22 protein-coding genes, 1 tRNA gene and 1 pseudogene are annotated in these 26,503 nt (G+C 47.0%); 13 read left to right on the plus strand and 11 right to left on the minus strand.

From position 1 onward, the window contains the following. Positions 1-5 precede the first annotated feature (5 nt). Positions 6-1,595, minus strand: a complete 1,590-nt coding sequence (gguA, locus tag OXH00_20335) for a sugar ABC transporter ATP-binding protein (protein ID MCY3743369.1) — start codon at positions 1,593-1,595, stop codon at positions 6-8. Between the two features lie 549 nt (positions 1,596-2,144). On the opposite strand from gguA, the gene OXH00_20340 reads away from it, so the two are divergent. Continuing rightward, positions 2,145-2,990, plus strand: coding sequence for a hypothetical protein (locus OXH00_20340; protein ID MCY3743370.1), 846 nt, complete (start codon positions 2,145-2,147; stop codon positions 2,988-2,990). Positions 2,991-3,040: 50 nt separating this feature from the next. Here the strand turns inward: OXH00_20340 and OXH00_20345 are convergent, their stop codons facing one another. Further along, a complete protein-coding gene (locus OXH00_20345) occupies positions 3,041-3,928 on the minus strand; it encodes a hypothetical protein (protein ID MCY3743371.1) in 888 nt (295 codons plus the stop codon). Positions 3,929-4,005: 77 nt separating this feature from the next. On the opposite strand from OXH00_20345, the gene tenA reads away from it, so the two are divergent. After that, complete coding sequence (gene tenA, locus OXH00_20350) at positions 4,006-4,683, plus strand: thiaminase II (GenBank protein MCY3743372.1); 678 nt, start codon at positions 4,006-4,008, stop codon at positions 4,681-4,683. Between the two features lie 53 nt (positions 4,684-4,736). Here the strand turns inward: tenA and OXH00_20355 are convergent, their stop codons facing one another. The 3 genes from OXH00_20355 to OXH00_20365 form a co-directional block, all read right to left on the minus strand. Then, complete coding sequence (locus tag OXH00_20355) at positions 4,737-5,363, minus strand: Ig-like domain-containing protein (protein MCY3743373.1); 627 nt, start codon at positions 5,361-5,363, stop codon at positions 4,737-4,739. Positions 5,364-5,495: 132 nt separating this feature from the next. Next, a complete protein-coding gene (locus OXH00_20360) occupies positions 5,496-6,239 on the minus strand; it encodes an SUMF1/EgtB/PvdO family nonheme iron enzyme (GenBank protein MCY3743374.1) in 744 nt (247 codons plus the stop codon). A gap of 12 nt (positions 6,240-6,251) precedes the next feature. Then, positions 6,252-8,063, minus strand: a complete 1,812-nt coding sequence (locus OXH00_20365) for an ATP-binding protein (GenBank protein ID MCY3743375.1) — start codon at positions 8,061-8,063, stop codon at positions 6,252-6,254. A 465-nt stretch (positions 8,064-8,528) separates the two neighbouring features. Here OXH00_20365 and OXH00_20370 point away from each other — a divergent pair, with 465 nt between their 5' ends. The 4 genes from OXH00_20370 (at position 8,529) to OXH00_20385 (ending at position 14,393) form a co-directional block, all read left to right on the plus strand. Then, positions 8,529-9,428 carry a dihydrodipicolinate synthase family protein gene (locus OXH00_20370; GenBank protein ID MCY3743376.1) on the plus strand — a complete coding sequence of 300 codons (900 nt, stop codon included), beginning with the start codon at positions 8,529-8,531 and terminating at the stop codon, positions 9,426-9,428. Beyond that, positions 9,425-10,696 carry a 3-phosphoshikimate 1-carboxyvinyltransferase gene (gene aroA / locus OXH00_20375; protein ID MCY3743377.1) on the plus strand — a complete coding sequence of 424 codons (1,272 nt, stop codon included), beginning with the start codon at positions 9,425-9,427 and terminating at the stop codon, positions 10,694-10,696. Before OXH00_20370 ends, aroA begins: the two co-directional genes overlap by 4 nt. Before the next feature lie 215 nt (positions 10,697-10,911). Then, positions 10,912-11,154 (plus strand): DUF433 domain-containing protein, encoded by a 243-nt coding sequence (locus OXH00_20380; protein ID MCY3743378.1) that lies wholly within the window; start codon positions 10,912-10,914, stop codon positions 11,152-11,154. A 50-nt stretch (positions 11,155-11,204) separates the two neighbouring features. Beyond that, positions 11,205-14,393 (plus strand): DUF6259 domain-containing protein, encoded by a 3,189-nt coding sequence (locus OXH00_20385; protein ID MCY3743379.1) that lies wholly within the window; start codon positions 11,205-11,207, stop codon positions 14,391-14,393. A 17-nt stretch (positions 14,394-14,410) separates the two neighbouring features. Here the strand turns inward: OXH00_20385 and OXH00_20390 are convergent, their stop codons facing one another. The 5 genes and pseudogenes from OXH00_20390 to OXH00_20410 all read right to left on the minus strand — a co-directional run bounded on the left by OXH00_20390 (position 14,411) and on the right by OXH00_20410 (position 18,350). Then, complete coding sequence (locus OXH00_20390) at positions 14,411-15,841, minus strand: flippase (protein MCY3743380.1); 1,431 nt, start codon at positions 15,839-15,841, stop codon at positions 14,411-14,413. Further along, positions 15,838-16,173, minus strand: a pseudogene (locus tag OXH00_20395) (redoxin domain-containing protein). The gene OXH00_20390 and the pseudogene OXH00_20395 overlap by 4 nt, the downstream one beginning before the upstream one ends. Before the next feature lie 15 nt (positions 16,174-16,188). Further along, positions 16,189-16,722 (minus strand): hypothetical protein, encoded by a 534-nt coding sequence (locus OXH00_20400; protein ID MCY3743381.1) that lies wholly within the window; start codon positions 16,720-16,722, stop codon positions 16,189-16,191. Between the two features lie 24 nt (positions 16,723-16,746). Continuing rightward, positions 16,747-17,427 carry a tRNA (adenosine(37)-N6)-threonylcarbamoyltransferase complex dimerization subunit type 1 TsaB gene (gene tsaB / locus OXH00_20405; GenBank protein ID MCY3743382.1) on the minus strand — a complete coding sequence of 227 codons (681 nt, stop codon included), beginning with the start codon at positions 17,425-17,427 and terminating at the stop codon, positions 16,747-16,749. An 86-nt stretch (positions 17,428-17,513) separates the two neighbouring features. Continuing rightward, positions 17,514-18,350, minus strand: coding sequence for a transglutaminase-like domain-containing protein (locus tag OXH00_20410; GenBank protein ID MCY3743383.1), 837 nt, complete (start codon positions 18,348-18,350; stop codon positions 17,514-17,516). A gap of 71 nt (positions 18,351-18,421) precedes the next feature. On the opposite strand from OXH00_20410, the gene OXH00_20415 reads away from it, so the two are divergent. Then, positions 18,422-18,494: transfer RNA gene (locus tag OXH00_20415), tRNA-Ala, on the plus strand. A 5-nt stretch (positions 18,495-18,499) separates the two neighbouring features. Here the strand turns inward: OXH00_20415 and OXH00_20420 are convergent. Beyond that, positions 18,500-18,988, minus strand: a complete 489-nt coding sequence (locus OXH00_20420; protein MCY3743384.1) for a hypothetical protein — start codon at positions 18,986-18,988, stop codon at positions 18,500-18,502. 320 nt (positions 18,989-19,308) lie between these two features. On the opposite strand from OXH00_20420, the gene OXH00_20425 reads away from it, so the two are divergent. From OXH00_20425 to OXH00_20450, 6 genes are all read left to right on the plus strand, one after another. After that, a complete protein-coding gene (locus OXH00_20425; GenBank protein MCY3743385.1) occupies positions 19,309-21,774 on the plus strand; it encodes a DEAD/DEAH box helicase in 2,466 nt (821 codons plus the stop codon). 237 nt (positions 21,775-22,011) lie between these two features. Further along, positions 22,012-22,566 (plus strand): GNAT family N-acetyltransferase, encoded by a 555-nt coding sequence (locus OXH00_20430; GenBank protein MCY3743386.1) that lies wholly within the window; start codon positions 22,012-22,014, stop codon positions 22,564-22,566. 196 nt (positions 22,567-22,762) lie between these two features. Then, positions 22,763-23,647 carry a HEAT repeat domain-containing protein gene (locus OXH00_20435; GenBank protein ID MCY3743387.1) on the plus strand — a complete coding sequence of 295 codons (885 nt, stop codon included), beginning with the start codon at positions 22,763-22,765 and terminating at the stop codon, positions 23,645-23,647. A 56-nt stretch (positions 23,648-23,703) separates the two neighbouring features. Further along, positions 23,704-25,149, plus strand: coding sequence for a hypothetical protein (locus OXH00_20440; protein ID MCY3743388.1), 1,446 nt, complete (start codon positions 23,704-23,706; stop codon positions 25,147-25,149). A gap of 102 nt (positions 25,150-25,251) precedes the next feature. Then, positions 25,252-26,088, plus strand: coding sequence for a metallophosphoesterase (locus OXH00_20445; GenBank protein ID MCY3743389.1), 837 nt, complete (start codon positions 25,252-25,254; stop codon positions 26,086-26,088). A gap of 30 nt (positions 26,089-26,118) precedes the next feature. Further along, positions 26,119-26,478: a cupin domain-containing protein gene (locus tag OXH00_20450; protein ID MCY3743390.1), complete on the plus strand. Its 360-nt coding sequence runs from the start codon at positions 26,119-26,121 to the stop codon at positions 26,476-26,478. Positions 26,479-26,503 lie beyond the last annotated feature (25 nt).

Consider the following 26,503-nt stretch of genomic DNA (forward strand, 5'->3'; position numbering starts at 1 on the left):
AGTTCTCAAGCCCCAGCTGCACACCGCAAAATCTCCTCTTGCGTCAGGTTGTCGTTGGTAAATTCACCCGTGATTTTGCCTTCATGTAGCACCAAAACCCGGTCGCTCATACCCAAAATCTCCGGCAGTTCGGAGGATACAAACACAATCGCAACCCCCTCTTCAGCGAGTTTTGCCATCAACGCGTGTATCTCTGCTTTCGCTCCGACATCGATCCCGCGTGTTGGTTCATCAAGGAATAACACCTTCGGATGCGTCATCAGCCATTTACCGAGTACGACTTTCTGTTGATTTCCGCCACTGAGGTGATTTACAGGTGCCTCCAACGAGGATGTCTTGATTTGGAGGGAATTCACGTAGTGTTCACTTTTTTCAGATGCCGCGTTGTGGTTAATTATCCCATAAGATGTGAGGTCTGCCGATAAACCGAGGCTCGCCAGCGTCATATTGTGGGTGACATCCACATCTAAGAGGAGTCCATAACGTTTCCGATCTTCACTGACGAGTGCCATCCCTTGTTGTATAGCCTCGCGCGGCGCGTGTATCTGAAGGCGTGTGCCTTCTATGAATATCTCTCCACTCCATTTACCGCTATAGGCTCCAAAGATAGTGCTAATCAGTTCCGTTCTACCCGCACCCATCAAGCCTGCGATACCGAGGATCTCCCCGCGTCGCACCTCAAAACTGACGTTTTCAAGTCGTGGTGGTTCCGATGGATAGGTGCTTAAATTTTCGACACGTAGTGCGATTTCCTCAGGGTTGGAGTGGTTTTCAGATGCCACATGCGCTCGCCGTTTCGGAAAAAAGGTCGTTAGTTCCCTGCCAACCATCTGCGAGATTAATAGGTCTTCGGTACATTCAGCGGATCTAACGGATTGCGTTGCAACCGTTTCACCGTCGCGTAGTACTGTTACCCGATCGGCGATTTGAAATATTTCCTTGAGTTTATGGGTGATGTAGATACATGCTACACCCTTTTCTCGGAGTTGCGTCAGAATTTGACGAAGAATGTCCACTTCGCTTTCCGTCAAAGCCGCCGTCGGTTCGTCAAGCACGAGCAATAAGGCGTTTCCAGATTGCCAGCTGCGTCGCTGCTCAATATGGGCTTGCAAACTACGCCCTAAGGCCTTCGCGATTTCTACGAGTTGCTGCTGTCCAATGCCGAGTTCATAGACGGATTTTTGTAGCGGGATTTCCAGCTCAAACTGCGACAGGAGTTCACCCGCCTCATGATAGAGACGCTGCCTATCAATGACTCCAAATCGCCGCGGTTCCCTACCGAGATAGATGTTCTCCGCAACTGTCATCTCCGGGATGAGGGCTAATTCCTGATGAATAATAGCGATCCCCGCGCGTTCTGCATCGCGAACAGAGTGGAATTGATGCTCGGTGTCGTTGATACGCAAACTACCGGTATAGGTGCCGTACGGATAGATACCACCGAGAATCTTAATCAGTGTCGATTTACCAGCACCGTTTTCGCCGCAGAGCGCGTGGATTTCACCAGAACGCACCTCAAAAGAGGCATTGTCTAAGGCACGCACGCCGGGAAAATCTTTGGTGATTGCCTGCATCTGGAGGAGTGGTGCCGCCATGGTTCATCAATACTCCGGTACTGAATTTACTGTTATTGTAGCAGAATTGGGGATGTAAATCAAGTTTTCCAGTAAAAATAAGTTTGCTTTCCTATGTTATATATGTTATTATATGTAATGTAAATTTGAATTAAGAATATAGGCGAGTTGAACGCGTGTCAGTAGAAAGTTAAACTTTCCCTGGTATATTTTTTTTCGCAGCAGAAATATACAAAAAACACAGATAAACCTATACAGTGACTGAGTTTGTAATCACATTTAAAAAGGTACCAAAAAACCAAAAAAGATACCATTTGGTATCTTTTGAAGACGAGTGGTATCTTTTTAGGAAAAATGGTATGAAAATTTTTCAGATAAAAACACTACACAACGTGCGCCAACTATTTTGCTAAACACTTCTTGCTGAATGCTAACGGCTGATGGCTGAATGCTTCTATTGTATGAATAACGATGTTTGACAAATCAGGTATAAAATGGTATGATAAAATAAACCGCTTGGGCATAACGGGCATCTAAATGTCGCGCGGATTCTTAATCTCGGAGGATATTATGGCTGAAGAAAAAAAGGAAGAGATGGTCCCAGTTACTGCTGAGTATGAGGTCGTTGATCAAGTCGATGATCAGGCTATCATTGAGTTGATGACTGGACAGACGATTCAGGATTATGTCTACTCTTTTAAACAGGGTGGACGCACCGTTGAAGGGCTGACCTTAGCCGGTATTAACGAAGCTGCCAACCGCCGCGGCGGTATCCAAGTTGAAGAAGTTAAATACGAGGAGCAGGAGAACTCTTGGATTGCAACTGCCAAGGCAGTTGATACGATTACCGGTTCATCTCGCTACGGTGCGTATGAACAACCGAAGATGAGTGGTGGGCGCCCCGATCCGTTCGCGTTCACGAAAGCAATTCACAAAGCACAACGGAATGCAATTAAACAGTTGATACCTGTACCCGTAATCCGTGAAGTCCTAAACTTCTATCTGCATCGAAAGGCAGGAACTGGAAATTCAGCACCACAACATCAGATACCGCAGGCTGCCGGAAATATCGCACAGGCGCAAAAAGCCGCTTTCGCAATCGCGAGTAATCTCGCAGAGCCTCTTGAAAAGAAAGGGATCACAAAAGCAGCGCTCTGGGATTACATCAAACGTAAATATAGTGTAGAGTCCCGAAACGATATGACCGAGCTGCAATGGACGCAGCTTTCGGCGGAACTCAAAGCCGCGGAAACAACACCGCAGCTACTAAATGACTTATGTGAGCGTATCAAACAATTAACAGCAGCCGCCCAAGAGAGCGATGTCCCCACACCTGAAGAATCCGCAGATCAAGAGACAGCAGCCTCCGATGAAACAGAGGGAAAAACCGGAGAAGCCCAAGGTACACCTTTTTAGTCTGATATGATGCAGTATCCGTGCTTCGTTATTTTTTCTCGATTGCCACTTTAGCAGCTCAGCAGATATGCTCGACTCCGCAGGGCATCTTGCAAAGAATGGGCAGTCGGTGTGTTTTCGAGGAGCAGATCGCCGGTGTAGTGCTGTGTTTTCAAGTGTTCCGCAATCGCACGGAAGTTGACATAACCGTCGCCTACTTCTGAAAGGACCCCGACTTCTGTTTTCTGTTTGAAATGCACCGACGTGAGGTCTGTCATCTTAACAGCACGCCAGAATTCGGCTGGCGGATTTACCGTTGTGCCATCAGCGCGGTAGGTGTTCGTCTCGTCGTACGTGAGTTTCGCACCGCCTGCGACTGCTAACTCAAGGGTTAGTGTGGCGGTTTGGCGAGCGTTCTCTACGGCGAAAATCATCGGATAGTCCGGTAGAAGCGCAGCGTAGTGTTTTAAGTTAGTGATCGCAGCGGACTCGTCAATATCGCCTTCCGTGTCAAGGTCAACGAGACGGAGTCTCGGTCTCTCTGGACAGAGCAGATATGCTAACTTTTTTGACTTGATGATCTGTTGTGTGTCCGCCTCGCTGTCAGTTGGCTGTGAAAGCCACGGGTGAGACATGGCGTAACTCAGGGTGAGTCCGGCTGCTTTCTCGGTAAAGGCGGCAATCGCCTTGAAAAGCGCGGCGTGCTTGGATTCATAAGGTTGTTCAGTCCAGACAGCATCACAGATACCTCTGAATTCAGCATCGGTGTACGCAGGCATCGCGGCTTCGAGTTCTTGAATCAGTTGCCCGAGGTCGGAGTTCCGGAGGTAGTCGCCTTCGCGGACCTCCATATCCTTGAATTCGTTCGCGCCGAATTCCACCATGAGGTCATCAAAGCGCGCACCATTTTCTATCTCTTCAGCCCAGATGTTGGTTACAATTCCGAGTTTTTCAAACATTGATGTTTCCTTTTCTTACTAAGGTGTGATATACAAAAAACATTATAGCATATTTTTTTAGGAGTTTGACAATACGTATGGCACAAAATGAGAAATTTACCGATGAACTCAGGCGCGCTGCTGCACCGATTTGGGAAGCGGATCTTAAACATCCGTTTGTCCGCGGTATGGCTGATGGTAGTCTCCCGACAGAGAAGTTTAAATTCTATCTGATTCAGGATTATCTGTTCTTACTCGACTATAGCCGCGTGTTCGCGTATGGTGTTATCAAGGCACATGACGAGGCGACGATGGCGATGTTTTCGCAGCTGGTCAACGAGACGTTGAACACTGAAATGGACTTACATCGTGGATATTGCGAAAAATTTGGTATCACTGCCGCAGAGATGGAAGCCGCACCGATGGCACCTACAACACATGCATATACGCGACATGTACTCAACGTAGCGGAAATCGGCACTTTGGCGGATCTCGTCGCCGGTGTTCTGCCGTGTCAGTGGGGCTACGCCGAAATCGGCACAACGCTTGCCCAACAGGGTGGTTCACCGGAACCGCTCTATCAGGAATGGATCGACATGTACGCCTCTTCTGAATTTCTGTCGTTAGGTGAGTGGTTACGCGGTTTACTCAACGACCTTGCAGCGGAGTATAGTGTTTCTGAGAAAGAACGGATTAAAAACTACTTTTTCCAGAGTAGTCGTTATGAATACCTCTTTTGGGAGATGGCTTACACACAAGAAGTCTGGAAAATTTAGCGCACTCAGCACCCAAGTTCCGTTACCTGAAGAATTAGTAAATAGCGTCAAATCTACGCTTTCTCTCTGGTTCCAAAGACGATTCTAAACTCGACTTCATTGCCTTTGACATCAGCAACTTTACAGACAATAACATAAGTGGTGTTGTGTCTGAGCTCTCTACCCTTGACAAGTTCGAGGATCCCTTTCGTACCTTCAACTTTTCCAAGCCATCCGAGGTCTTCGCCAGATCCGGTTTGAAGTACAATGTAGTAGCCCGTTACTTCTTCATCGAACTGAATCTCAATCTTCCCAGCACTGTTGATAGCATCCGGATCAACATCCATCTCCCCGTCTCTGACCGATCCACCCGTAACTTCAGGTGGTACGGGACAACAGGAAGAAACAAGGTAGGTAAGCGTCGTGCTACCACCCGCCCAATACACCATAAGTGAGAGAGGACCTCGCTTGAAGGGGCCTGTGATGGTTGCTGTTTTGCCAGAAGGGATGATTATAGCGTTCCTTATCCTAACATCAGTAGGCGGGTTGTCAAAGGTAAGGGTGATAACCATATTAGGGGTAATCGTCGCACCAATCGGCGGATTGGCACTCACAACAACAGGCGCAACGTCTTTGAGGCTGTCATCGTCGCCACCGCAGCCAGCGAGTATGAAAACAGCTATTATTAGCCAAAATCGCATGTCAAGACTCCTAAAGATAAACTTCTGAAAACATTAGAAATTAACTTGATACACGTATTAGAGAAATTGACTTGATAATTCCTTCGGAATTTATGGCAATACTGTTGATTTCCTGAGTTGCAATACTGCCCACTATGGTGCGTCTTGTTCCGACTCGGCAGTCGTTCCCAACGTTGACTGCGCACAACGAAAGCCATAATCGTAGATTGTGTTTGTCGGTGAAAGCAGTAAGCGATGGGTGACGCAGATACCTTTTTCGGTGGCACTCCAACCCCCACCGCGTAACGCCCTTATAGGGATCGTTTCAATGTCTGTGAAATTGGCTGTCAACCAACCAATCTCATTCGTTCCTGCGCGCGGATTCTTGCGAGGTGTGGCGAAGAAAAAATCATCGTCGTAAAGGTCAAGACACCATTCCCAAATGTTGCCAGTTATATCATACAAGCCGTAGCCGTTAGGTGAATACTTACCCACAGGGGTGGTATCTCCTACTTTTCTATCATAGTTCGCTTTGGTAGTATCGCTCGTATCACCCCACGGATGGTTCTGATTCGCAAGCCCGCCGCGTGCAGCGTATTCCCATTCAGCTTCTGTAGGGAGCCGTTTCCCCGCCCACAAAGCGTAAGCCATCGCCGCAAACCAACTGACGTAGACAACAGGGTGATTCGCTTTTCCTTCGGGATAGGTATTGCCATCCCAATGCTTTAGGTAGTCCCCGTCGTGAAACCTATCTTTAATATGCGATTTTTGCCACTGTGGATTTTCAACAAGAAACTGCTGGTATTCAAGATTTCTCACGGGGTGTGTGTCAATATAAAAAGCGTTGACGCTTCCGATCTCAAGGTTGCCAGCGGGGATTAACACCATGTTTTTCATCAAAAACAATCCTTATAACGGAATAGCAACGTGAAATACGCTACCTTCCCCTAAAGTGCTTTCCAGCCAAATCCGTCCGTTGTGGCGGAGCACGATATGTTTGGCGATTGCCAGTCCTAATCCTGTGCCTCCCATTTCGCGGGCACGCCCTTTATCCACACGATAGAACCGCTCAAATACACGCGGTTGAGATTCCATTGGGATACCGATACCTGTATCTTTTATATCCATGATAATTTCTGCCGCGGTTATATTGGATCCTTCAAATGCTTCACTCGTCCGGAGCTCTGCTGAAACCGTGATTGTACCGCTATCGGGTGTATATTTAATCGCGTTGTCAATCAGATTTACAAGCACCTGCATGAAAAGTTGGTGATCTACGCTAACCTTAGGCAGACTTTCAGGCACCTCCCATTTTAAAACCAATTCGGATTCCTCTAATATAGGTTCAAACACGTCTAAAATCGGTTCATAAAAGGTATTGAGGTGGCACGGTGTCCGTTTCAATTCAACATCACCAGACTCAAGCCGAGAGAGTTCGAGCAGATCCGAGACTAATCTTGAGAGCCGAGACGCATGATTAAGGATTTTCACGATAAACTGCTCTTGGGTCTTGGTGCGTGTGGCATCTTCACTCAATAAGGTCTCGGCGTAACCTCGGATTGTTGTGAGCGGTGTCCGAAGTTCGTGCGAGACATTCGCCACGAAATCTGCGCGAATCCGCTCTAACTGCCGTTCCTTACTCACATCGTGGATGACGACAACGTATTCTTCGCCGGTGGCGACAGGCACAACCGTGACCTCTGCTTCCGGTTCTGTTAGGTTCCCGAGACGGATCTCTGCAAATGCGGCGGTTTCCGTCCGTTCTGCTACCTGCAGCAGTGTTTGTAACTCGGGGATCCGATTGATTTCGATCAGTGCTTTTCCGACATAAGCCTTCGGAAGTGACAACATAGAAATAGCCATAGGGTTAGCATAAGTGATTTCAAACGCACCGTTGACGAGCAGCACGCCTTCACCCATATCGGTCAAGATGGTTTCCAAACGCCGATGTTCTTCGGAAATTTGATCAATCTGTTCCTGGACCCTGTCTGCCATGAGGTTGAAAATCCGTGAGAGTTGCCCGAGTTCATTCTTAGAATCGACCGGGACGCGCGAGGCTATCTTTCCAGCGGCAAGAGATTGGGTCATCTGTGTTAATTTTTCAATTGGTTTTGTGATGATCTTGGTAGAAAAAACGCTAAACACAATCGTGAGGATTAAACCCGCCACACTTGCAAGCAGAACCATCCGGCGTAGGTTACCGATTGCTGTATTAACGGCTTCCATCGGGAGCGCGACGCGACAAATACCTATCAGGGTGCCTTCGCCATTTTGTGAAGTTTGCTTGTATATTGGCATCGCGTAGTAACGGAATTCTGTCTGGGTTGTATTGCTGTATCTGTCCCGGATTCCGCTGCCGAATAGGAGGGCATCTTGTACCTCTGGACGTTTAAGGTGATTATCCATCGCGCGTAGTGCTGCGCCATCGCGTTCTGTATCACCCCAGACAACACCTTCTAAGTCGATGAAGGTCACCCGCGCCTTTCCGGTCTTTCCGAGTCTATTGATAAGCGGATCTATCGCGGCGTAGGTAAAGTTGTCTTTAGCAGGGAGTTTTTCAATGAGGAATTCCCGAGTTAATGCCGCCTGAATTTCCAATTCGCTGGTAATCCGAGTACTCATCGAATCTTTGAGCATTGTAGCAAGAAAGAAATACATAGCAAGCAACACTACAAGTACAATGCCTATGTACCTGAGCGTCAGTTGTGTGCGGATATTCATCTGTGCCTTGTCCTTCGGTGTTTGACGCTATTTGACCGCTAACCGTTTAGAATCCGTTATCTGTTGCGGAACGTGCCGCACAAACCTATACTGTTACACGGGGTAAGTTTAACGTAATGATAGCACAATTTCGGCATAACGTGCAAGCCAAAATTGGTAGAAAACCATTCCGTTCTTCCTTAATGTTCACCTTCCGCAGATAGGTTCTTGCTGTAGGAGCGATCTTCCGGTAGCGACACTCACGACTCGCTGATAATTAATTGTTGTTTTTTCACTGCTGACCACTGACAAATGCTAATTGAGAACCAATAACTGAATACCGCTGAACCCTTTTTTCGGTGCTTGACATCTGAATCAGATCATGCTAAACTTGAAACCAGAATCTGAACCGATTGGTTTGTAAGGTCTTGCTTGCAAGCCCGTACTCTAAAGAAAGGTTGCGACTACTCCTTATAGGGAACACTCATGAATATCCAATTTGAAGGCATTTTTACACCGACAGTAACACCACTTGACGAAAAAGAGCGCGTCGATGAACGCGGGTTCGTCAATCAACTTAACCGCCTGATTAACAACGGTGTTCACGGTATCTATCTACTCGGAAGTTCCGGCGAATTTACGACGTTAACAAATACAGAGCGCGAGCGGACAATGGATATCGCTCTCAAAGCAATTGCGGGTCGCGTCCCGGTTATCTGTTGTGTAATGGATACAAGTGCCCAACGCGTTATCCAAAACATTGAAATCGCCGAGCAGTTCGGCGTTGATGCAGTCGCTGCGACACCGGGATACTATTATCCCTCCACCGCTGATGCGGATCTGATCGAATTCTATCAGACGGTCGCCGCGAGTACAGAACTCCCTGTTTTCATCTATAATATCCCTTCCACCGTTAAAACCTTCATTAAGCCGCAGGTTGTCGTCGAACTCTCAGAAACCTGTGAGAATATCGTTGGAATTAAGGACAGCACCGGTGATTGGACGAACTCCCTCAATCTCATAGCACTGCTCGGTGAGCGGACGGACTTTTCTATCTTTCTCGGTTCACATGTCGCACTCGGTGCAGCGCTCCTATTCGGCGCGGATGGTGGGGTTGTCTCAATTGCAAACGTCGCCCCGAAAGAATCTGTCGCGCTCTACAACGCTGCGAAGGCACGTGATATTGATGAAGTCCATCGGTTACAAAAATGGATGCTCCAGCTCAGTAAAATGTATACCTACGGACAGGGTGTCAGCGGTATGAAAGCGTGTCTGGAAATTTTGGGGGTCTGCAGCGCACGCACGACGAACCCCCTACTACCGCTCACTGATGCTGAGAAAGCGGAACTCCGCGAATTGCTGACAGAATTGGGAGTGCGTGAATGATTGAGATACAACCGATCCACAAATCCCTTGATGCTACGATAGCGGTACCCGGTTCTAAGAGTTATACCAACCGAGCGTTACTGGTCGCTGCAATGGCACGTGGTGTTTCAACGTTGACAGGTGCACTCTTTAGCGACGATACACGTTATATGTCTGCGGCGCTGCGAAAACTCGGGGTCAAAATTGATGCCGATGAAAAACAAGCAAGGTTTGATATCCATGGAAACGGTGGCGTGATACCGGTTTCCAGCGCGGACCTCTATATCGGGAACTCAGGCACCACTTCACGTTCACTTACCGCCTACGTTTCACTCGGACATGGAAAATTCGTCATTGATGGCGATGAACCGATGCGTCACGGTCGTCCTATTGCTGATCTACTCGACGCACTCAGGCAAATTGGGGGCTCGGCGCGCACCGAATTTGAGAACGGACATCTCCCTGTTATTATTCAAGCAGATGGACTTGTCGGTGGAAAGACCCGCCTTGATGTCAGTAAGAGCAGTCAGTTCTTAACGGCGCTGCTCCTCATCGCACCCTACGCAAAAAACGGCATGGAGATTGAGGTGGTCGGTAACCGCGAAATGCCTTATGTTGACATCACACGATCTGTCATGGCAGCGTTTGGTGTACAGGTTATGAGCGAAGACTACAAGTTTTTTCGGATTGAAGGTGGACAGCAGTATCAGCCGCGGGCCTATAACATAGAACCGGATGCCTCTAACGCCTCTTACTTCTTTGCTGCCGCTGCACTCACTGGTGGACGTGTCACTGTCCAACACCTAAATTTAGATTCCGCACAAGGTGATCTCCAGTTTGTACATATCTTAGAACAGATGGGCTGTCGCACTACCGTTTCCGATACAGGTATTACTGTTACCGGACCGCGCGAATTAAAAGGGATTGATGTCGATATGCGGACGATTTCGGATACTGCCTTGACCCTCGCGGCGATTGCGCCCTTCGCTGATAGCAAAGTAACCATCCGAAATATTGAGCATACGCGTTGGCAAGAGACTGATCGGATTCATGCGATGGTGACTGAGCTTCGGAAATTAGGCGTGCCAGTCGTTGAACACCAAGACGGGCTCGAAATCTCACCCGCACTTATCACTCCTGCAGCGATTGATACCTACGAAGACCACCGCGTGGCGATGGCATTTTCGCTCATTGGCTTAAAAACACCGGGGATCCAGATTAATAATCCAGAGTGCGTCAGCAAAACGTTCCCTAATTATTTTGAGGTGTTTGAAAGACTATACGCTTGAAAGTATCTTTCTTACGAAAGTTGGCAATTATAGTAAAATCGGAAAATGTGTTTACACTTCGCATCTTCGTAGGGCTGGGTAACCCAGCCCCTACGAGTTACCGTGTGTGCAAATAATTATGGGATTTACTATAAGGTATTTTTGTGCTATCCTTAAATCACTGTATTTTGGGTGCCAGTTGTAAGATGAATGTATTGTTTAAGGAGAACTCACACATGGAATTTGATGAACAAACAAGGCAAACAGTTAACAACCTCATTACCTGTAACACGCGAATCATGAGTGGCACGCCTGTTTTCAAAAACACGCGTGTTCCCATCAAAAACCTCATTGATTATTTAGAAGCAGGTGATAGCTTAGACGAGTTTTTAGAGGATTTTCCTTCTGTCAGTCGGGCACAGGCTATGCAGGCTTTGGAGTTAGCAAAGGAGATGTTACTCACACAAACCTATGCATAAATTTTTGAGGTGCTGGTGGGGTTGTATGTTTGAATTTAGAAGGGGACAGTATGAGACTTTGTGCCATAACTATTCTGAGTGGGATCTTTTGTATACTTTATTCTCAAATGGCATTGTCTGCCGAAATTACGGTTACTGGCAATAAGGTCTTTGTTGAAACAGATACTTGTGAAGTCCAGTTTATAGATGGCGTTATCACTCAACTCTCCAACAGACTGACAGACGAAGTCTATACATTACCGCTCGGCATCGGTGATATACCTACAGGCATTAGCGGACGTAGCGGGTTATTGCGGCGAAATAACGACTCTCTTTGGACAGACCAAGCGACGCTAATAGAAGCAAGAAAAATCGCGCCCCTCAAAGCAGAAATCATATTTGGGCAGGGACAAAACGAGATTCGACTGTTCATAGCTGTCGATGAAAACACGAACGACCTCCTGATTGAACAAGAGGGCGTTTCCGACACAGCAGGTGTCTATGGAATCCAATGGGGGTGTGGGAATTTAGACACAAGAAATCTTGACCTCATTTTACCGGCGCAAGGTGGGCAAATCATTGATGCCGCGTCTCCAACCACTTCCGGGAGTTTCGACTATCCTGAACATTGGGAGGCACAACTCGCAATTATTCAATCAGAGCAAGGCGGTTTTTATATTCGCGGGACAGATGAAACCTTTCAGTTTAAAGTGCTCCACTACGAAAAAGATATAGAGAGTTTGGCACTCAATTTTGAAACCCAAAATCAAGCACCTTTCGATGCCCTTACCTCGGCACAGTCTGTCGTGTGGCGATTGAATACATACGCAGGTGATTGGCGTGTCCCTGCCCGACACTATCGAGACTGGATGGAAGAGACCTTCAATCCGAGAAGATTAACAGAGATACCTGCATGGGTTTCCGAAATCGGTTTGGTTGTTATCTATCACGGTTCGGATACGAACCTGCTGGAGAGCTTAGCAGAACAGATTGATCCGACAAAAACGTTGCTGTATCTAACACAATGGCGGAAAGACGACTACGATACGAATTATCCAGATTATACAGCATCCGAGAACTTCAGTAGTTTTCTTGAAGCTGCGCATCAGCACGGATTTCGGGTGATGCTCCACACCAATTTCCCTGGGATCGCGCCCTATCATCCGCGCTACGCTGAACTTCAGAAGTATCAATTTCGGGACCGATGGAGTGGCAACCCAATCGGTTGGTTTTGGGATCGGCTTGAAGAACCTGGGCGACACGCTTTTATTAATCCTGCGAGTCCTGAATTTAGGAAAATCCTCGTTCACCAATTAATAGACGTATCGGAGAAATATCAGGTTGATGCTTTCCATCTGGATGTTAGCCTTATTGCTAAAAATGACGCAAACGGTTTGATAGAAGGATTGAATTCGGCACAAGGGAACGTCCAACTGCATACGGAATTGACGGAAGCCATGCCGCAGGTCGTTTTCGGTGGTGAAGGACTTCACGAGGTCACCTTCTTCCGTGAGAGTTTTGCACAACGCCTGATATACTCGCTGGATATTAAACCGCACCCTATCAGCACATTCTTATTTTCTCCTCATACTTTGCTCTATGGACATTTGGGATTGCCAAACCCGGATATCGGTCCCGAGCTCTATCAAGAATACCTAAGTTTGTATGAGAATTGGGGTGTTTTGCCGACGCTTCGTCTCTGGTCAACTGAACAGTTGGAGAAAGATCATCTCGGAACACAGCAGTTACTCTCGCTCGCCAGGGCTTGGCAAAAGTTCGGTTTCAAGCCTGATTTTGAAATGGATTGGGGAACAGGAACGCTTTTTCAATATATAGGCAAAGGCGGTGAAGTCGCAACACTTCAAAAAACGGACGGACGGGTTACGTTCGTTCTACCAGAGGATGGCATCGGGTATGAAAGAATCTTTGGGGTAGCACAGGTGGAAACCGAGCGAAGTCTTCTACATTGGCATGCTTACAATCAGACAACGCTCCTTGGATTAAATCCTAAAAAACCTTATTTTTTAAATGATGCCTCCCGCGATTTTTCGCAAGTGCATATTAATGCCTTACCAGAAGATGTTTCTCTAACAGCATCGCGTGTGACCGAAAATGCTGCCCTCTTTCGTCTTGAAAGAACGAATGCCTCTCACGAAATCGATTTGTTGTCACAGTTTCATCTCGTGCGGACGGGCATTGTCTTGAATTCGGAAGAATTGTCACGACAGAGAGGTGCCACTTTCCAACCTGCTGAGGCTTCTGTCGCTGGGGTTCACAAAACCGCGATCCACGCCCATCCGCCGTATCAAGGTATCAGCGGGGATGCATTCGGGGAATGGACCCTTTCACTACCGGATAGTCCTGATATCCGTTTAGAATTTGACATCGGGTTGCGGGACGGTTCTGAAGGTTCCGATGGCGTAACATTCATTGTCTCCATCCAGGGCGATGAGGTTTTTCGTAAACATTATAACGAACAGAGATGGGAACATATCACTCTTGATTTGTCATCTTATCGGAATCAACAAGTTACGCTCCGATTTACCACGACACCCGGTCCCGTTGGAAATGGCGCGTGGGATTGGGCGATGTGGGGCGTACCCAAAATCGTTTCCGAACCTTCAAACGCACCTGCGAAAGTAGGATTTTTCTTAACCAATGAACCGATAAAAAATTTTCCTGATACGCTTGAGTATCAAGGAGATAGTCAATATTCTCTTGATACCGAGCTGCCTGCACAGGTATTCTTTTTCTTCAATACGCCACAACAAGTGGATGGAGTCTATAACCTGACGGATGCCCAATTTGTTGCTGGGCTCCAGTATAATGGTATATTCCGACTCGGAAGTGTTTGGGGTTCAGGTCAACGAATGAAATTGACTGCTGCTGGCGTGAGTAAAAACACGATTTCAGCACATCCACCCCCGAATGGACAAACCGTTCTCCAGTTCTTACTGTCTCTGCCACATGTCCAAGAATTGACCTTCGATTTTTCAATGGGGCTGCCCGATAGAAGTTGTAGCCTTGATGGATTGTTCTTTAAAGTGTTTCTGAACGGAGAAAAGCGGTTTGAACACTTCGCATTCAACACACCGGGTTGGGTGGACGCGCAAGTCTCTCTTTCTGAGTTTGCCGGTGAAGTTGTGTTATTGGAGTTGGTGACCGACTCCGTCGAAAGTGCAACCTGTGACTGGGCGCATTGGGCAAATTTAATGATTACTCCTAAAGACTTTAAACCCCGTGGTGATGCCAGCAATTAGGCTTTAAACACCAAAGGCTAATCAAACCTAAATCTTGACCGGAATTCGCCTAAAACGGCGATCCCCCCACCATAAAACAGCACCGCCAACGGGATCAACACCCAAACCGACAAAAATCCTTTCAACAACACCAAACCGATACCCATCACAGCAGAGAGGCAGACGGCTTTCAAAAGTGTTGGTATTATGGGAAATGTTTCGCGGAATGTGACTATATTTCTTGAGATATAGCCAATCCCAACCACAAGCACGTATGCTTCGCTGATGACCATCGCGATCGCTGCACCGACATGGCTGAAACGCGGAATCAGGTATAAATTCAGGCAGATGTTCAAGAATGCTGTCGTCCCCATGAGAACTGAGAAGGCACGCCGTTTATCTGTTGCGCGTAGGACTGCCAGCACTGCGGTCGTTACGAAGAGGAGTCCACCTGCCCAACTGAGCCACTGAAGTGCTGTTGCCACTTTATCTACTTGCGCCGATGTGTAAGTCGGAAATAATACTGCCGTAATTTCGGATGATAATATTGAAAGTCCAATCGCGAACGGAAATCCGCATAGGACCATCCATCGCATACCGAAAGTGTATGCGCCCGGGAATCTCCCCTTTTCTCTCTCCCATGCACGCGACAGCACTGGAAACATCGCACCCATCATGAACGCACCCGGCAGGATTGTAAAGGCGTTGACAATGGTATACGCCAACCCGTACCACGTGTTAGCATCTACACCTTCTGAACTTAACTTTGACAGCATGATCGCATCTACACGGAAATAGAGCAAGTTGAAGAGATTACCGATAGCAAAGGGAAGTGCCTGCTGCATCAGCACTTTTACTGTCTTTCGACTTGGTTGGAAACGGAGTGGCGTGAAGTGGAATCGGGTGAACCCAACACTGAAAATAAGGTTAATGCAACCCGCTGCTAACATGACTTGACAGACAGTCACCAATCCATATCCAAAGAGGATCGCCCCGCCGCTGACGAAAAGAAAAACGCCACGCTCGGCAATCACAGTGAGTGCCTCATATTTCATCTCCTCGTATGCACGGAAGACGCACCGGTACAGCTGCGCAATGGAATTGGTGATCTCTGCTAACCCTAAGAAAATTATCATCTCTACAATTATGGGGGTGTAGAAGAAGATACCGCTGATAAGCATGATGCTGTATGCAATGATTGACAGAATACAGCGAACGATGAGCGCGTTCCCGAGATAGTGTCGTGTCTGATGGAGATGTAGCGTCATCTCTCGGATGAGTGGGTTTTGTATGCCGAGTTCTGTTAGGATCGCAATCAGATTGGTAAGCGCAATTGCAACAAAATAGCCGCCAAGTTCACTTTCGGTGAAATAACGTGGCATCAGCCAGACTGTTATCACCAGTGAGCCGAGGCGACCGATAAGGTGCGCACTAAAGAGACTGGACGTGTTTTTAAGGATACGGTTCATCTATGCTGCAGCTGCGAGAGTTGTTCAAGAATCAGGTCCCGAGCGGGACGATCCGAATTTCGCTTGCCGATATAGAGCCATTTCAGGGTACCCGCTTTATCCACTAAGAACGTTGCTGGCAGGTACATATCCCGACGGTGGAAGTGATAAGGTTTAACGATGCCATAAGCCTCATGGACAGAGGAACCCGGATCCGCAAGCAACGGGATGTCCATTGTTTCGGTGTCCTTAAATTTCGTTATGACTGAGATCGGTTCCGGTTTAATCGTTACAACGACGGTATCGTATTTTTCGTCGAATAGTTTTTGATGGGTCGCAAACTGCGCCGTATAATTAGCACAGACCGGTCAGTAAGTTTGAAGCAGCAAACTAACAAGTACATTCTTTTTTCCCTTATAATCAGAGAGTCTGAATGCCGTTTCTCCGTCTGCTTCGGTGAGGTTAAAATCCGGGGCAGGTGAGCCGATAGGTAAAGGCGTGTTACGCTTGAGTTTGGCGAATTCTGTTGTCAACGCGTCTATTGTTAGATTTGTTGTTTCATCGGTGTGCTTCCAGCGCACGTATCCCGATTTATCAATAATGAACAGTGCTGTTTCTTCATCCTCGGCTGCTTGCCGCCACGCGACCCTTATGTTATATTTTGTCTTAAATTCCTCAAGTATTGGCGGAGGATACAACTTTAAGATAGGTGGCACATAATTTATGACGTATACATTGGCTTTGCCGTGACAATGCTCAGCGAAGCCGATATCTATCGCAAGTTGAGAACCGAACACGCGATCGCCGACTTCTAAACTGTGTGCAGCGGCAACAACGCCTGCCAAGAGCATCACAACGAGAAGCACGGTGTGTAAGTATCTATGAAAATGTGAAAATGGCATGGTGAATCTCCTTAAGTGTTGCCGTCAATAGAGTCCAACCCTAACGTAGTTCGGCACTAATGTCCAGTAGTCGTCAACATCGTCGTTTTGTAAACGTTGCCTGCCGAGATGCGCGATCGTTGCACCGCGTGGAACATTGAAAATAGCATCAGCAAAGTCGGCACGCTTGCCGAGCCTTTCACGGACTGCGTCTCCATACGTCAACAATCCATCACCAGCGAAGTTAATAGTGTGCTCTGGAGAAGTGTGTGTATCAAGACGATCAAGGAAAGCATCAAGTGATAGGCAGAGATCCTCGCTGAGACGTTGCCATTCCGTGCCGCCTTGAAAAATAGCACCGTAGACTTCACTCCGGCGAGCATCGAGAAGCGGGCAAATGATGCCGTTTGTCCATCGGAGGTTGTACGCGACCGCTTCCAATGTTGAGACACCGACGATCGGTTTGTCGAGGGCATAACAGAGCGATTTAATCGTCGCAACGCCGATACGGATGCCCGTAAACGATCCGGGCCCGATGCCGACAGCGCATCCGTCTAAGTCGTCTGTTGTAATGTCGCTCCACTTTAAGACCGTGTCGATCGCAGGCATGAGTCTGGAAGAGTGTGCTTGGACGATATTGAGTGTATGTTCAGCGGCTAAGTTATCGCCGTCTATTAAGGCGACGCTGCCAATTGGCGTTGAAGTATCAATACCTAAGATTTTCATCAATTATATCTAAAAAGAGCCTTAATGAAGTTAAATAATTTAGAACTTATGACATTGCTTCATAAATTCCTCTAATAATTTTTAATTTAATTCAGACGAGAAAGCAGTTTTTGGAGATGTTGTATATTTTGCTCGACCGCTGCGGTGTCCGGTGTTTTCCCCGCAAGTTGAAGATATGTCTCAAAAGCGGTGATACTCTCGCCATACGCATGATTCTTGTAATATAAGTAACCGAGTGTACGGTAATCACCCGCAGCTTTGGGCGACAGCCATGTGATGCGCTCAGCCGCTGTGAGGGCTTTGTCATACTGCTCAAGGAGTGTATAGGCACGTGTCAGGTTCCGCAAAATACGTGCTAAAATTTCCTTATCCGTGGTTTCCGCTAACATATTCCGTTCTAATAGTACCTCTTCACCGAAGTTCGCTTGGAGTTTTGCATGGAGTCTATCGTCGTCCATGAACATCCCATTTTCAAACACGTCAAGCAGAATATCTAAATGTTCACGTTGATATTTAACAAGAAAATGACTTGGAAAATTTACACCAACGAGCGGGAGTCCGGCGCGCCTGCCGACTTCAATGTAGACAACGCCTAACGTAATCGGGATACCTGTCTTCTTTTTTAACACAACATTAAGAAAATTATTTCCTAAAGCGTAGTAGTTATCAATATTTCCTGTGAACCCTATTTCTTCAAAGAGGTAGCGATTGAGTTCAGCGATGTGCTGCTCCGGCAGCGTTGCGCCTTGGATCTGTTCCCGAACAGCCTCTGCCATTTTATCTAATTGGCGGAGGCACGTCTCAATGTTGAGGTCGGGATACTCGCTTTGGGCGATAAGGAGCGCGCCTGTCGCAAGCTGTATTTCATCATTATCAAGGTGCGCGAAGGAGAAAAATGGATCGCTTTTCGGGTTTTTCGTCATTTTTCTAAAAAAAGGCAAATTTTTCTTGCATTTCTCGGAAATGTGTAGTATAATTAAAGCATCTTGAGTGTGGGGGATTAGCTCAGCTGGGAGAGCGCTTGCATGGCATGCAAGAGGTCACCAGTTCAAGTCTGGTATCCTCCACTTTTTTATTTTCCCTGCTCGGACGTTGTCTCTGTTTTCTTGCTGGTTTGCGACTTCGTTATTCTGCGTGGGACACCGTTATCCAAGATGCCGAAAAGCGTTAAATGGAGTTGAGCTTGCGTCGGCAATGTCTGGAGCAATTCTTCCTCGATCTTCTCGATTTGTTCCTGTGCTTCTTTGCGTTTCGCCCGAAATGCGTCCAGAGTGTCTTGAATCTCCGCATCTTCAACAAGTGAATCTTTTGCGAAGCGGTTTAAGGTTTTCAAGTCTTTGACTGACTGAATCTCTTTTTGACGTTTTAACTCCCATAACGCTTCAAGTTGGGTCTGATGTGTCGATGTTACGCCAAGGTCCGCCCAAGTTCTTGCCTGCTCATTTTTATTTTCACTCTTTTGTGCCGAGGCGATAACAGTGCAGAGGGCAGCGCATACCAATATCCCAACGGCGCGCTGGGTCCAAATGTGTCGCTTTTGTATCCGTTTACCGTCTTGCATGATTTTCCTCCGACTTTAAATATGGAACATGCTCTGAATCTACCTATATCATGATAACACGGCAGTTAGAGGATGTCAAGACAAAACCTAAAGAACCATGCTCACTGACAACTCATGGAAACTGACGACTAATACTCTGACAACTATTCTCACCGATAACTGTCCGTCTGATCGCTGACTGCTGATGGTTTCCGACTCCCAAAATAAAAACAATTTCCCCTTGACAAAAAACGCTGTATCTATTAAAATTACTTATAATATTACGCCTCAAACGGCTTGGACATTACACGGAGAGGCTCTCGAATGCAAGGAAGGACTGAATGCGCTACAAAGGGTTAGAATTGGATCGGTTTCAGGAGGAAGCGATCGCGGCAATTAATCGGGATACTTCGGTTATTGTCACTGCTCCTACAGGAGCTGGCAAAACTGTTATCGCAGAGTACGCTGTCGAAAAGTGCCTTCAAGAAAACCGCCGTGTTATTTATACCGCACCGATCAAAGCCCTCAGCAACCAAAAATATCGGGACTTTTATGCTGAATACGGCGACAAAATTGGCATTGTTACAGGCGATGTGGTGCTAAATCCGTATGCCCAAGTCCTATTGATGACGACCGAAATTTTCCGAAATACCATCTTTGATGACATTGAACGGTTACAGGATGTCTCCTACGTCATTTTTGACGAAATCCACTATATTAACGATATTGAGCGTGGCACTGTTTGGGAAGAGAGCATCATCTTCGCACCCCAACATATTAAATTTGTCTGCCTGAGTGCCACGATTCCGAACATTAAGCCCTTCGCGGAGTGGATGCAGAGCGTCCGAGATATTGATATTGAGATCGTGGAGGAATTAGAGCGTCCTGTCCCCTTGGAACATCACCTCTATTTTAAAGGTTACGGTATTGGTGGTATAAAGCATATCACTACGCTTCGCAACAGAGCGCACCGCGAAACGCGTAAACGAAGACCCGATCTGCCTGACGATAAACCTATAAAGCCGCTTCCGACTGATTTTACGGAGACACGGCTTATTCCATATCTCCATCAAGAGAAGCAGCTGCCATGCCTCTATTTCTGTTTTAGCCGAAAAGGGTGTGAGGAAAACGCATCCGCATTGGTATTCGGATCGCAGGTAGCGTTGCTTAATAAAAAGCAGAAAGCGGAGATTGTAAAGCAATTTGACGAACTTTGCGTTCAGTTTGACATCGCTGCAGAAAAAAAGGTCGCAGAGTTTCGTAAGTTGGTCAGCTGCGGGATCGCCTATCATCATGCGGGGATGTTACCCACGCTCAAAGAGGTCGTAGAACGGCTATTTACTTCTGGATTGATTCAACTCCTCTTTACTACAGAGACATTTGCTGTTGGTATTAATATGCCCGCTTGCTCTGTTGTTTTTGATAGCCTTGAAAAATTTGATGGTATCGGTTTTCGCTATCTCAAGGCGCGTGAGTATCACCAAATGTCAGGACGTGCAGGCAGACGCGGTATTGACACGATCGGTTACGTCTACTCCCAAATTGTTCCTGCTTACGCTGATACAGCTGAGATTAAAGCCGTTGTCGCTGATAAGGTCGAGCCGATTGAGAGCCAATTTAATCTCTCCTATTCCAGTATTCTTAATCTTTATCAGAAATATGGTGATGATATTTACGATGTTTACACGATGAGTTTAAGCAACCACCAAAATCGTGTACGTGTGACGAAACTCAACAAGCAGATTGAGGATAAAACTGAGAAACTACAAATACTACCGGAGCCCGAATGCATTCACGACGGTATTGATGGGACTGAACAAATTCAGAAGCATTATCGGCAAAAGCGGAAGCGAGAGAAAAATCTCCAGCGTTTGCATGTAGAGATGTCACAAATCAAATCGCAGACAAGGGGAAAGAAACGAAAAAAGGAGCGCGTAAGGAGATTAAAAGTTGTTCACCGGGAGATAAATCGTTTACGGACGGGTGGCGATCAGAGCATTTGTGAAGAATGTCAGCACTTGCAAACATGCACAAGCAGATATAAGATTATCCGCAAAGAGGAAGAGCGACTTCAGAAACTTAAAAAGAGATCCACATTTATTGAAAATGATCCGAGGCAGCAAATAGCCGCACGTCTTAAAGTCCTTGAAGAATTGGGCTATACTGAAGCGCAGACGCTTCTGCCACGTGGGAGCACCGCCGCGCATATTTATGGGTATGAAGTCCAGTTGACCCAATTGCTGTTTAGCGGTTTTTTTGAAAAACTTACGGAAGACGAAATTAACTGCCTCATGGTAGCGATCGTCTCTGAACCGCGTAAGGACGGTTACTTTAAGCCACTCAAGAATGAACGTTTATTAGAGATACTCTATGCTGTCAATTCTGAAATTTCATTTATCCAGTATTTAGAGGTTAAGCATAACGTGACAGAAGTTACACCGATGCTGGAACTTCGCCTTTGTACTGCGATGCTGGCGTGGAGTCGCGGTTGTGAATTTGATAGATTAGAAAAATATGCCCGTTTGGATGCTGGTGACTTTGTCCGAACCTTCCGACTCGTTATTGATCAACTCCGTCAAATTCGCCGTGCTATGGCTGGACATACGGCTCTCGTTGATAAACTCAACCGATGCATCGGAAAAATTAACAGAGATGTTGTTGATGCCGAGCGACAATTGCGAATCGGGCAGGAAAATCTCGATGAAGTGAGGGCAGCAGACGTTGTTGATGTCAATGCGTCGCCGTCTGTAGTCCGTGAGGATCTGGATAATACTGAAGTGGAAGATGAGATATTGCCTTCTTTGTAAGTCTGTTTTCAGATGGTAGTGTGTTGGAAACAGAACTTGCACACCCCGTTTCGCTGGAGAGGTTGCCAACCTCAACAACCGACAGTTGGTAACTGAGTGCCTCTAAGAAAATACTTGTAGTATAAGATAATCTGTAGTAAGATGGTTCGATAACATATATAGATGCCGGATATGCAGATGTCCTGCCATACAGGGTCTGGAGATATCGGCAGCCTGATAAAAACAAAGGAGAGTTACATGGCAAATCAAGACTTCAATCTGGCTGGTGCCCTTAAAGTGCGATCGGCTGAAAAAGAAGATGCAACGCATTTACACTCATATTGTTTCCCTGAAAAAACCAAGACGCAGGTTACGAAAGAATTGGATGCAGATTTGGCGGAGGAGAGTCAAACACACCGACTTGTTGCGGAGGTCGGCGGGTACCCGATTGGACAAATTTCCATAACGCGAGATGCCGTTGATCCTGAAGTCGCAGAAGTAGGTGGTCTTGCTGTGTCTGCGCCTTTCCGTCCATTGGGGGTAGCTGACCACCTCATAGCGGCTGCTGAGGTCACAGCAGCAGAAAATGGTGTGAAAACGCTCGAAATTGAACTTCCGTCTTCCGAGACATCTGTTATAGAGAGGTATAAGGATTGGGGTTTCACTGAAAAACCCCTTGTTGTTCTTCAGAAGGCACTTGACTCGGCACCGGAAGCAGATGATGGTGAAGATGAAGAAGCAACAGCCGAAAATGGAGAGGAAAACGAAGCTGTCGACGCAGGTGGTGAGCAGCAAGAGCTGCTTGATACTTAAGAATGTTAGAAGAACTTAAGCATCTCGCTTCGTTGTAGGCACACTTTGTGAAACACACTCGCTTTAGAAGGCACTCACCCGCACATTGTGCCTACAAACCGGAGAATTTGCAAAAACCTTCAGTGGGAATTGCGGGACAGTTGTCTCTACAAACTTTCTAATTAAGCGAAGTTTGAACCGCGTAGGGGAATTGAATATGAAAAGAATCTGGTTCGCTTTTGTACTCGTTCTTTTTAGTGTTGGATGCGGCACGCAGAACGAAAATCTCGCGAAGGGCAAAGAATTGATTAAGTCGGATAAACGGCGGAAAGAAGAACGCGCTGTCCGAGAATTTAAACTCGCGCTGCAGCAACCGACGGATAACGCTGAAGCACATTATCTGCTCGGGCTTTATAACTCTCAGGAGTTTTACGAGCCGAATACACCTGATTGGGAGACGGCATCGATCGCTGAGCGTGGTAAACAGATGTTCCTTGCCTATGAAGAAGAAAAAGGTAAATACCTTGAGAGACTTGTTTTTGAGACGCTGCGCGATGATGATCTGGATATCCAAAACGCTGCGCTTGACGCGCTAAAACGTGTCTATAAGCAAGGTGATAGGAAACGGCTCCTCAGCCAGCTCCAAAAAGCGATTAAGTCCAGTGATAATCGCGATAGACACAATGCGCATTGGGTCCTCGGGCATCTTGGCAAAGATGACCCCAGCACGATTGTGCCTATTTTGGTGAAACTTCTGGAACACGGACGCACGGAGACCCGCTTGAATGCTGTCAAGGCACTTGGGGAGGTCGGTAGTGAAGACGCTATCCCCGCACTCGCTGTACTTATTGAATCCGGTTCCGCTAAGTGGAAACGCGACCGAGAAGAACCTGAGGTCCGACAACTCGCTGTGGAAGCCCTTGGGAAAATCGGTGGGACTGCTGTGCCTGTGTTAGTCAAAATTGTGGAAAACAAAGGGTCATCGCTGCGCGTTGATGCGATCCGCGCATTGGCGGTACTCGGCGACGAGAAAGTTGTGGAACCGCTCTTAGATGCTTTGAAAGAACAGAGCAGTCGAGATGTTGCTATTCCTCTTAATTGAATCGCGAGTCGCAGCTTGCAAGTCGAAACATGCTTTTAAATTGGAAGGAAGCCTGTATGCTAAAAAGAATAACAAGGTTCGACAAACCCCGATACTTGATGTTTAGCGTGCCACTTTTCCTACTCATAGTAGGACTCGGTTGTGAAAATCAGTATTACGATGAACGTCTGCAAATGCAGTTACAGCAGTTAGATAGCGACCTCAAAGACCGTTGGTCGACAAGCGGGGTCGTTGTTTTAGAAACCACCCCGAATGGTCCTGCACATCAAGCCCAACTTGAGAGAGGCGAACTGATCTCTTATGTGATTGCCGAATATCCTATCCGAAGCACCAGCGACTTTAACAGCGCACTGAAAAAGGGATTGGAAGAAGACAATAACCTTATTCTTCATCTGAAAGATAAACCGCCGCTCCGCATTGCCCTCCGTAGACGCGGAGATAAGGTCGGATTAAGTGTTGAAGGAAATGGCACCCTGCGCGTCAAACAAATTCAGCCCGGGACTCCCGCTGCAAACGCCGATATTCAGGTCGGAGACGTTGTCGAAAAAATTGTTGATGAACGAAAAATTTATAGCCTTAATGATTATAAGGAAACGGTTGGTAAACTCTCTAAACAGCAAGTTACTTTCCGAACCACTGAATTAATAGGTGTGAAAATTGCCTCTGTAAACGCGCTTGGTGAATTGGGTGATACCCGCGCTATTGAACCACTTGTCGATATTTTTAGGAATAGCACTGAGCTCTCTCTCAGAAAATCCTCAATTAGCAGCTTACAACGTCTCGTCGAATTGAGTGTTCTCAACGATCTCTTTCAGCAATTTCAGCGCGCGAATGTGAACCAACTCCCTGCCGATAGTCTTCAGGCGCAGCAAATGGAATCTGCTGCGATCCTTGGCTTGCTTACCGTAGACCGAGCCGAAAATACTGCTACCCTCAAAGCACCTTTCGGAACCCAGTTCAGACACAGATCCGAGGCACTCTACCAGAAAATTAACGAAGGACAGCTCTCAGAACTCGCTCAGGAATACATCCAAATTACGGTGGAACCCGAACAGGAAATTCGGCGCGCTTGCCTCGCTATACTCGGAATCCTTAAACCTGTTTCTGCGATTAATCCACTCGTGGCTGTTCTCGAAAATTCGGCAGAAATTCCGGGCATCCGTTTCCAAGCGGGTGTAGCACTCAGACAGATAGGTGAACCTGCTGTTGATGCACTCATTACTGCTTTTGAAAGTGAGGATACCAGCACGAAAGACATTACGGCTTCCGCACTCGGCGGTATCGGCGGCGTTAAGGCACGGGACCGTCTGATTAAGGCGTTGGAAACTACCAGCGAACCCGCGATCCAACTCACACTTGTTGATGCAATTGCTAAGATCGGCGATGCCCCTTCAATGCAGGCACTGGAACGCCAGCGTCAGCAGTACCAAGGTGATGCTGACAGCGGTATCCGCATCTTTTTGGACGAGGTCTTCAAAAACTTAACACAGGAATCAATGTAATTCAATTTGTAGGAGCGATCTCCGAATCGCGACTGCTCCGATAAAATTGACGAAAATTCAAAAACTGAATGGTTCTGTTTTATAACACCGTGTGAGCTGCTAATGAAAATTGGACTCATTTCAGATTTGCACACAGACGTTACGCCTTTGAACAGAGCAATCCTTCCACATCTTATTGACGCGGTGAAGGCGGCACAACTTGATGTATTAGTGCTTGCGGGCGATATTGCCCGCCATTTAGTTCAACTTTCTGAAACACTTAACGCATTTCAACTTGCAGATTTAGCGTGTAAGAAATTATTTGTCCCCGGCAACCATGACATCTGGGCAATTGAGACACCTGATGTCACAAGCGAACGGAAATGTGAGATTATTTCAACACTCTGTTATGAGTGTGGGTTTCACCCGCTCATGGATGAACCTTTTGTCAATGAACAGATCGGTTTCTGTGGGACTATCGGTTGGTACGATTATAGTTTCGCACCAGACGGGTATGACTTCTCCGATGCCCAATATGCCGAGAAAGAATTGATGGGGGCAGTCTGGAACGATAAACGCTATGCCAAGTGGTCAGGGACGGATTGTGTTGTTGCTCGACGTTTTGAGGCAGAACTGAAGGCGCAGATTACCGCCGTTCGAGGCGATGTGTCACGGATTATTGTTGTTACACACCATGTTCCGTTCCAAGAGTGTATCCAGTACCGTGGCGAATTGCCGTGGGATTTCTTTCGCGCATTCATGGGAAGTCAACACTTGGGGATGCTCTGTTTGGAAGAACCGCGGGTCACGCATGTCCTCTTCGGGCATACGCATCAGGCACTTGATATGCAAATTCGCAATCTGCGAGCTATTTGTGCACCTGTCGGCTATCTTCAAGAAGAACCGACGGTAGGATTGCAGGATTATGCAACGCAATGTTTAGCTTGTTTCGAGGTATGATTAAATTCGGGAGATAGAAAGGAAGTCGTTATGGAAATAACCTTAACTAATAGCAACGAGGCAGGTGCCCTCGAATTCCCTTGGGGAGCGATTAAATGGCTCTGCAATGACCAAATTGACCCAGAAGCCGAGATGACTTTCGGAGTCGTCTACATTAACGCTGGCGAAGGGAATCCTACCCACTACCATCCGAACTGTGAGGAACTCATCTATGTACTCTCCGGTGAGTGCGACCACAAGCTCGGAGATGAAGTTATTCCGCTCAGACCTGGCATGATGTTGCGTATTCCGCGCAATGTCAAACATAATGCTGTCAACACCGGTTGGCAACCTGTGACGATGATCATCTGCTATTCGGATGCTGACCGACAAACCATCTTTGAAGAGTAAGAACATGTATTTGTAGGAGGGATTT

The organism is Candidatus Poribacteria bacterium (assembly GCA_026706025.1).
Classification (GTDB): domain Bacteria; phylum Poribacteria; class WGA-4E; order WGA-4E; family WGA-3G; genus WGA-3G.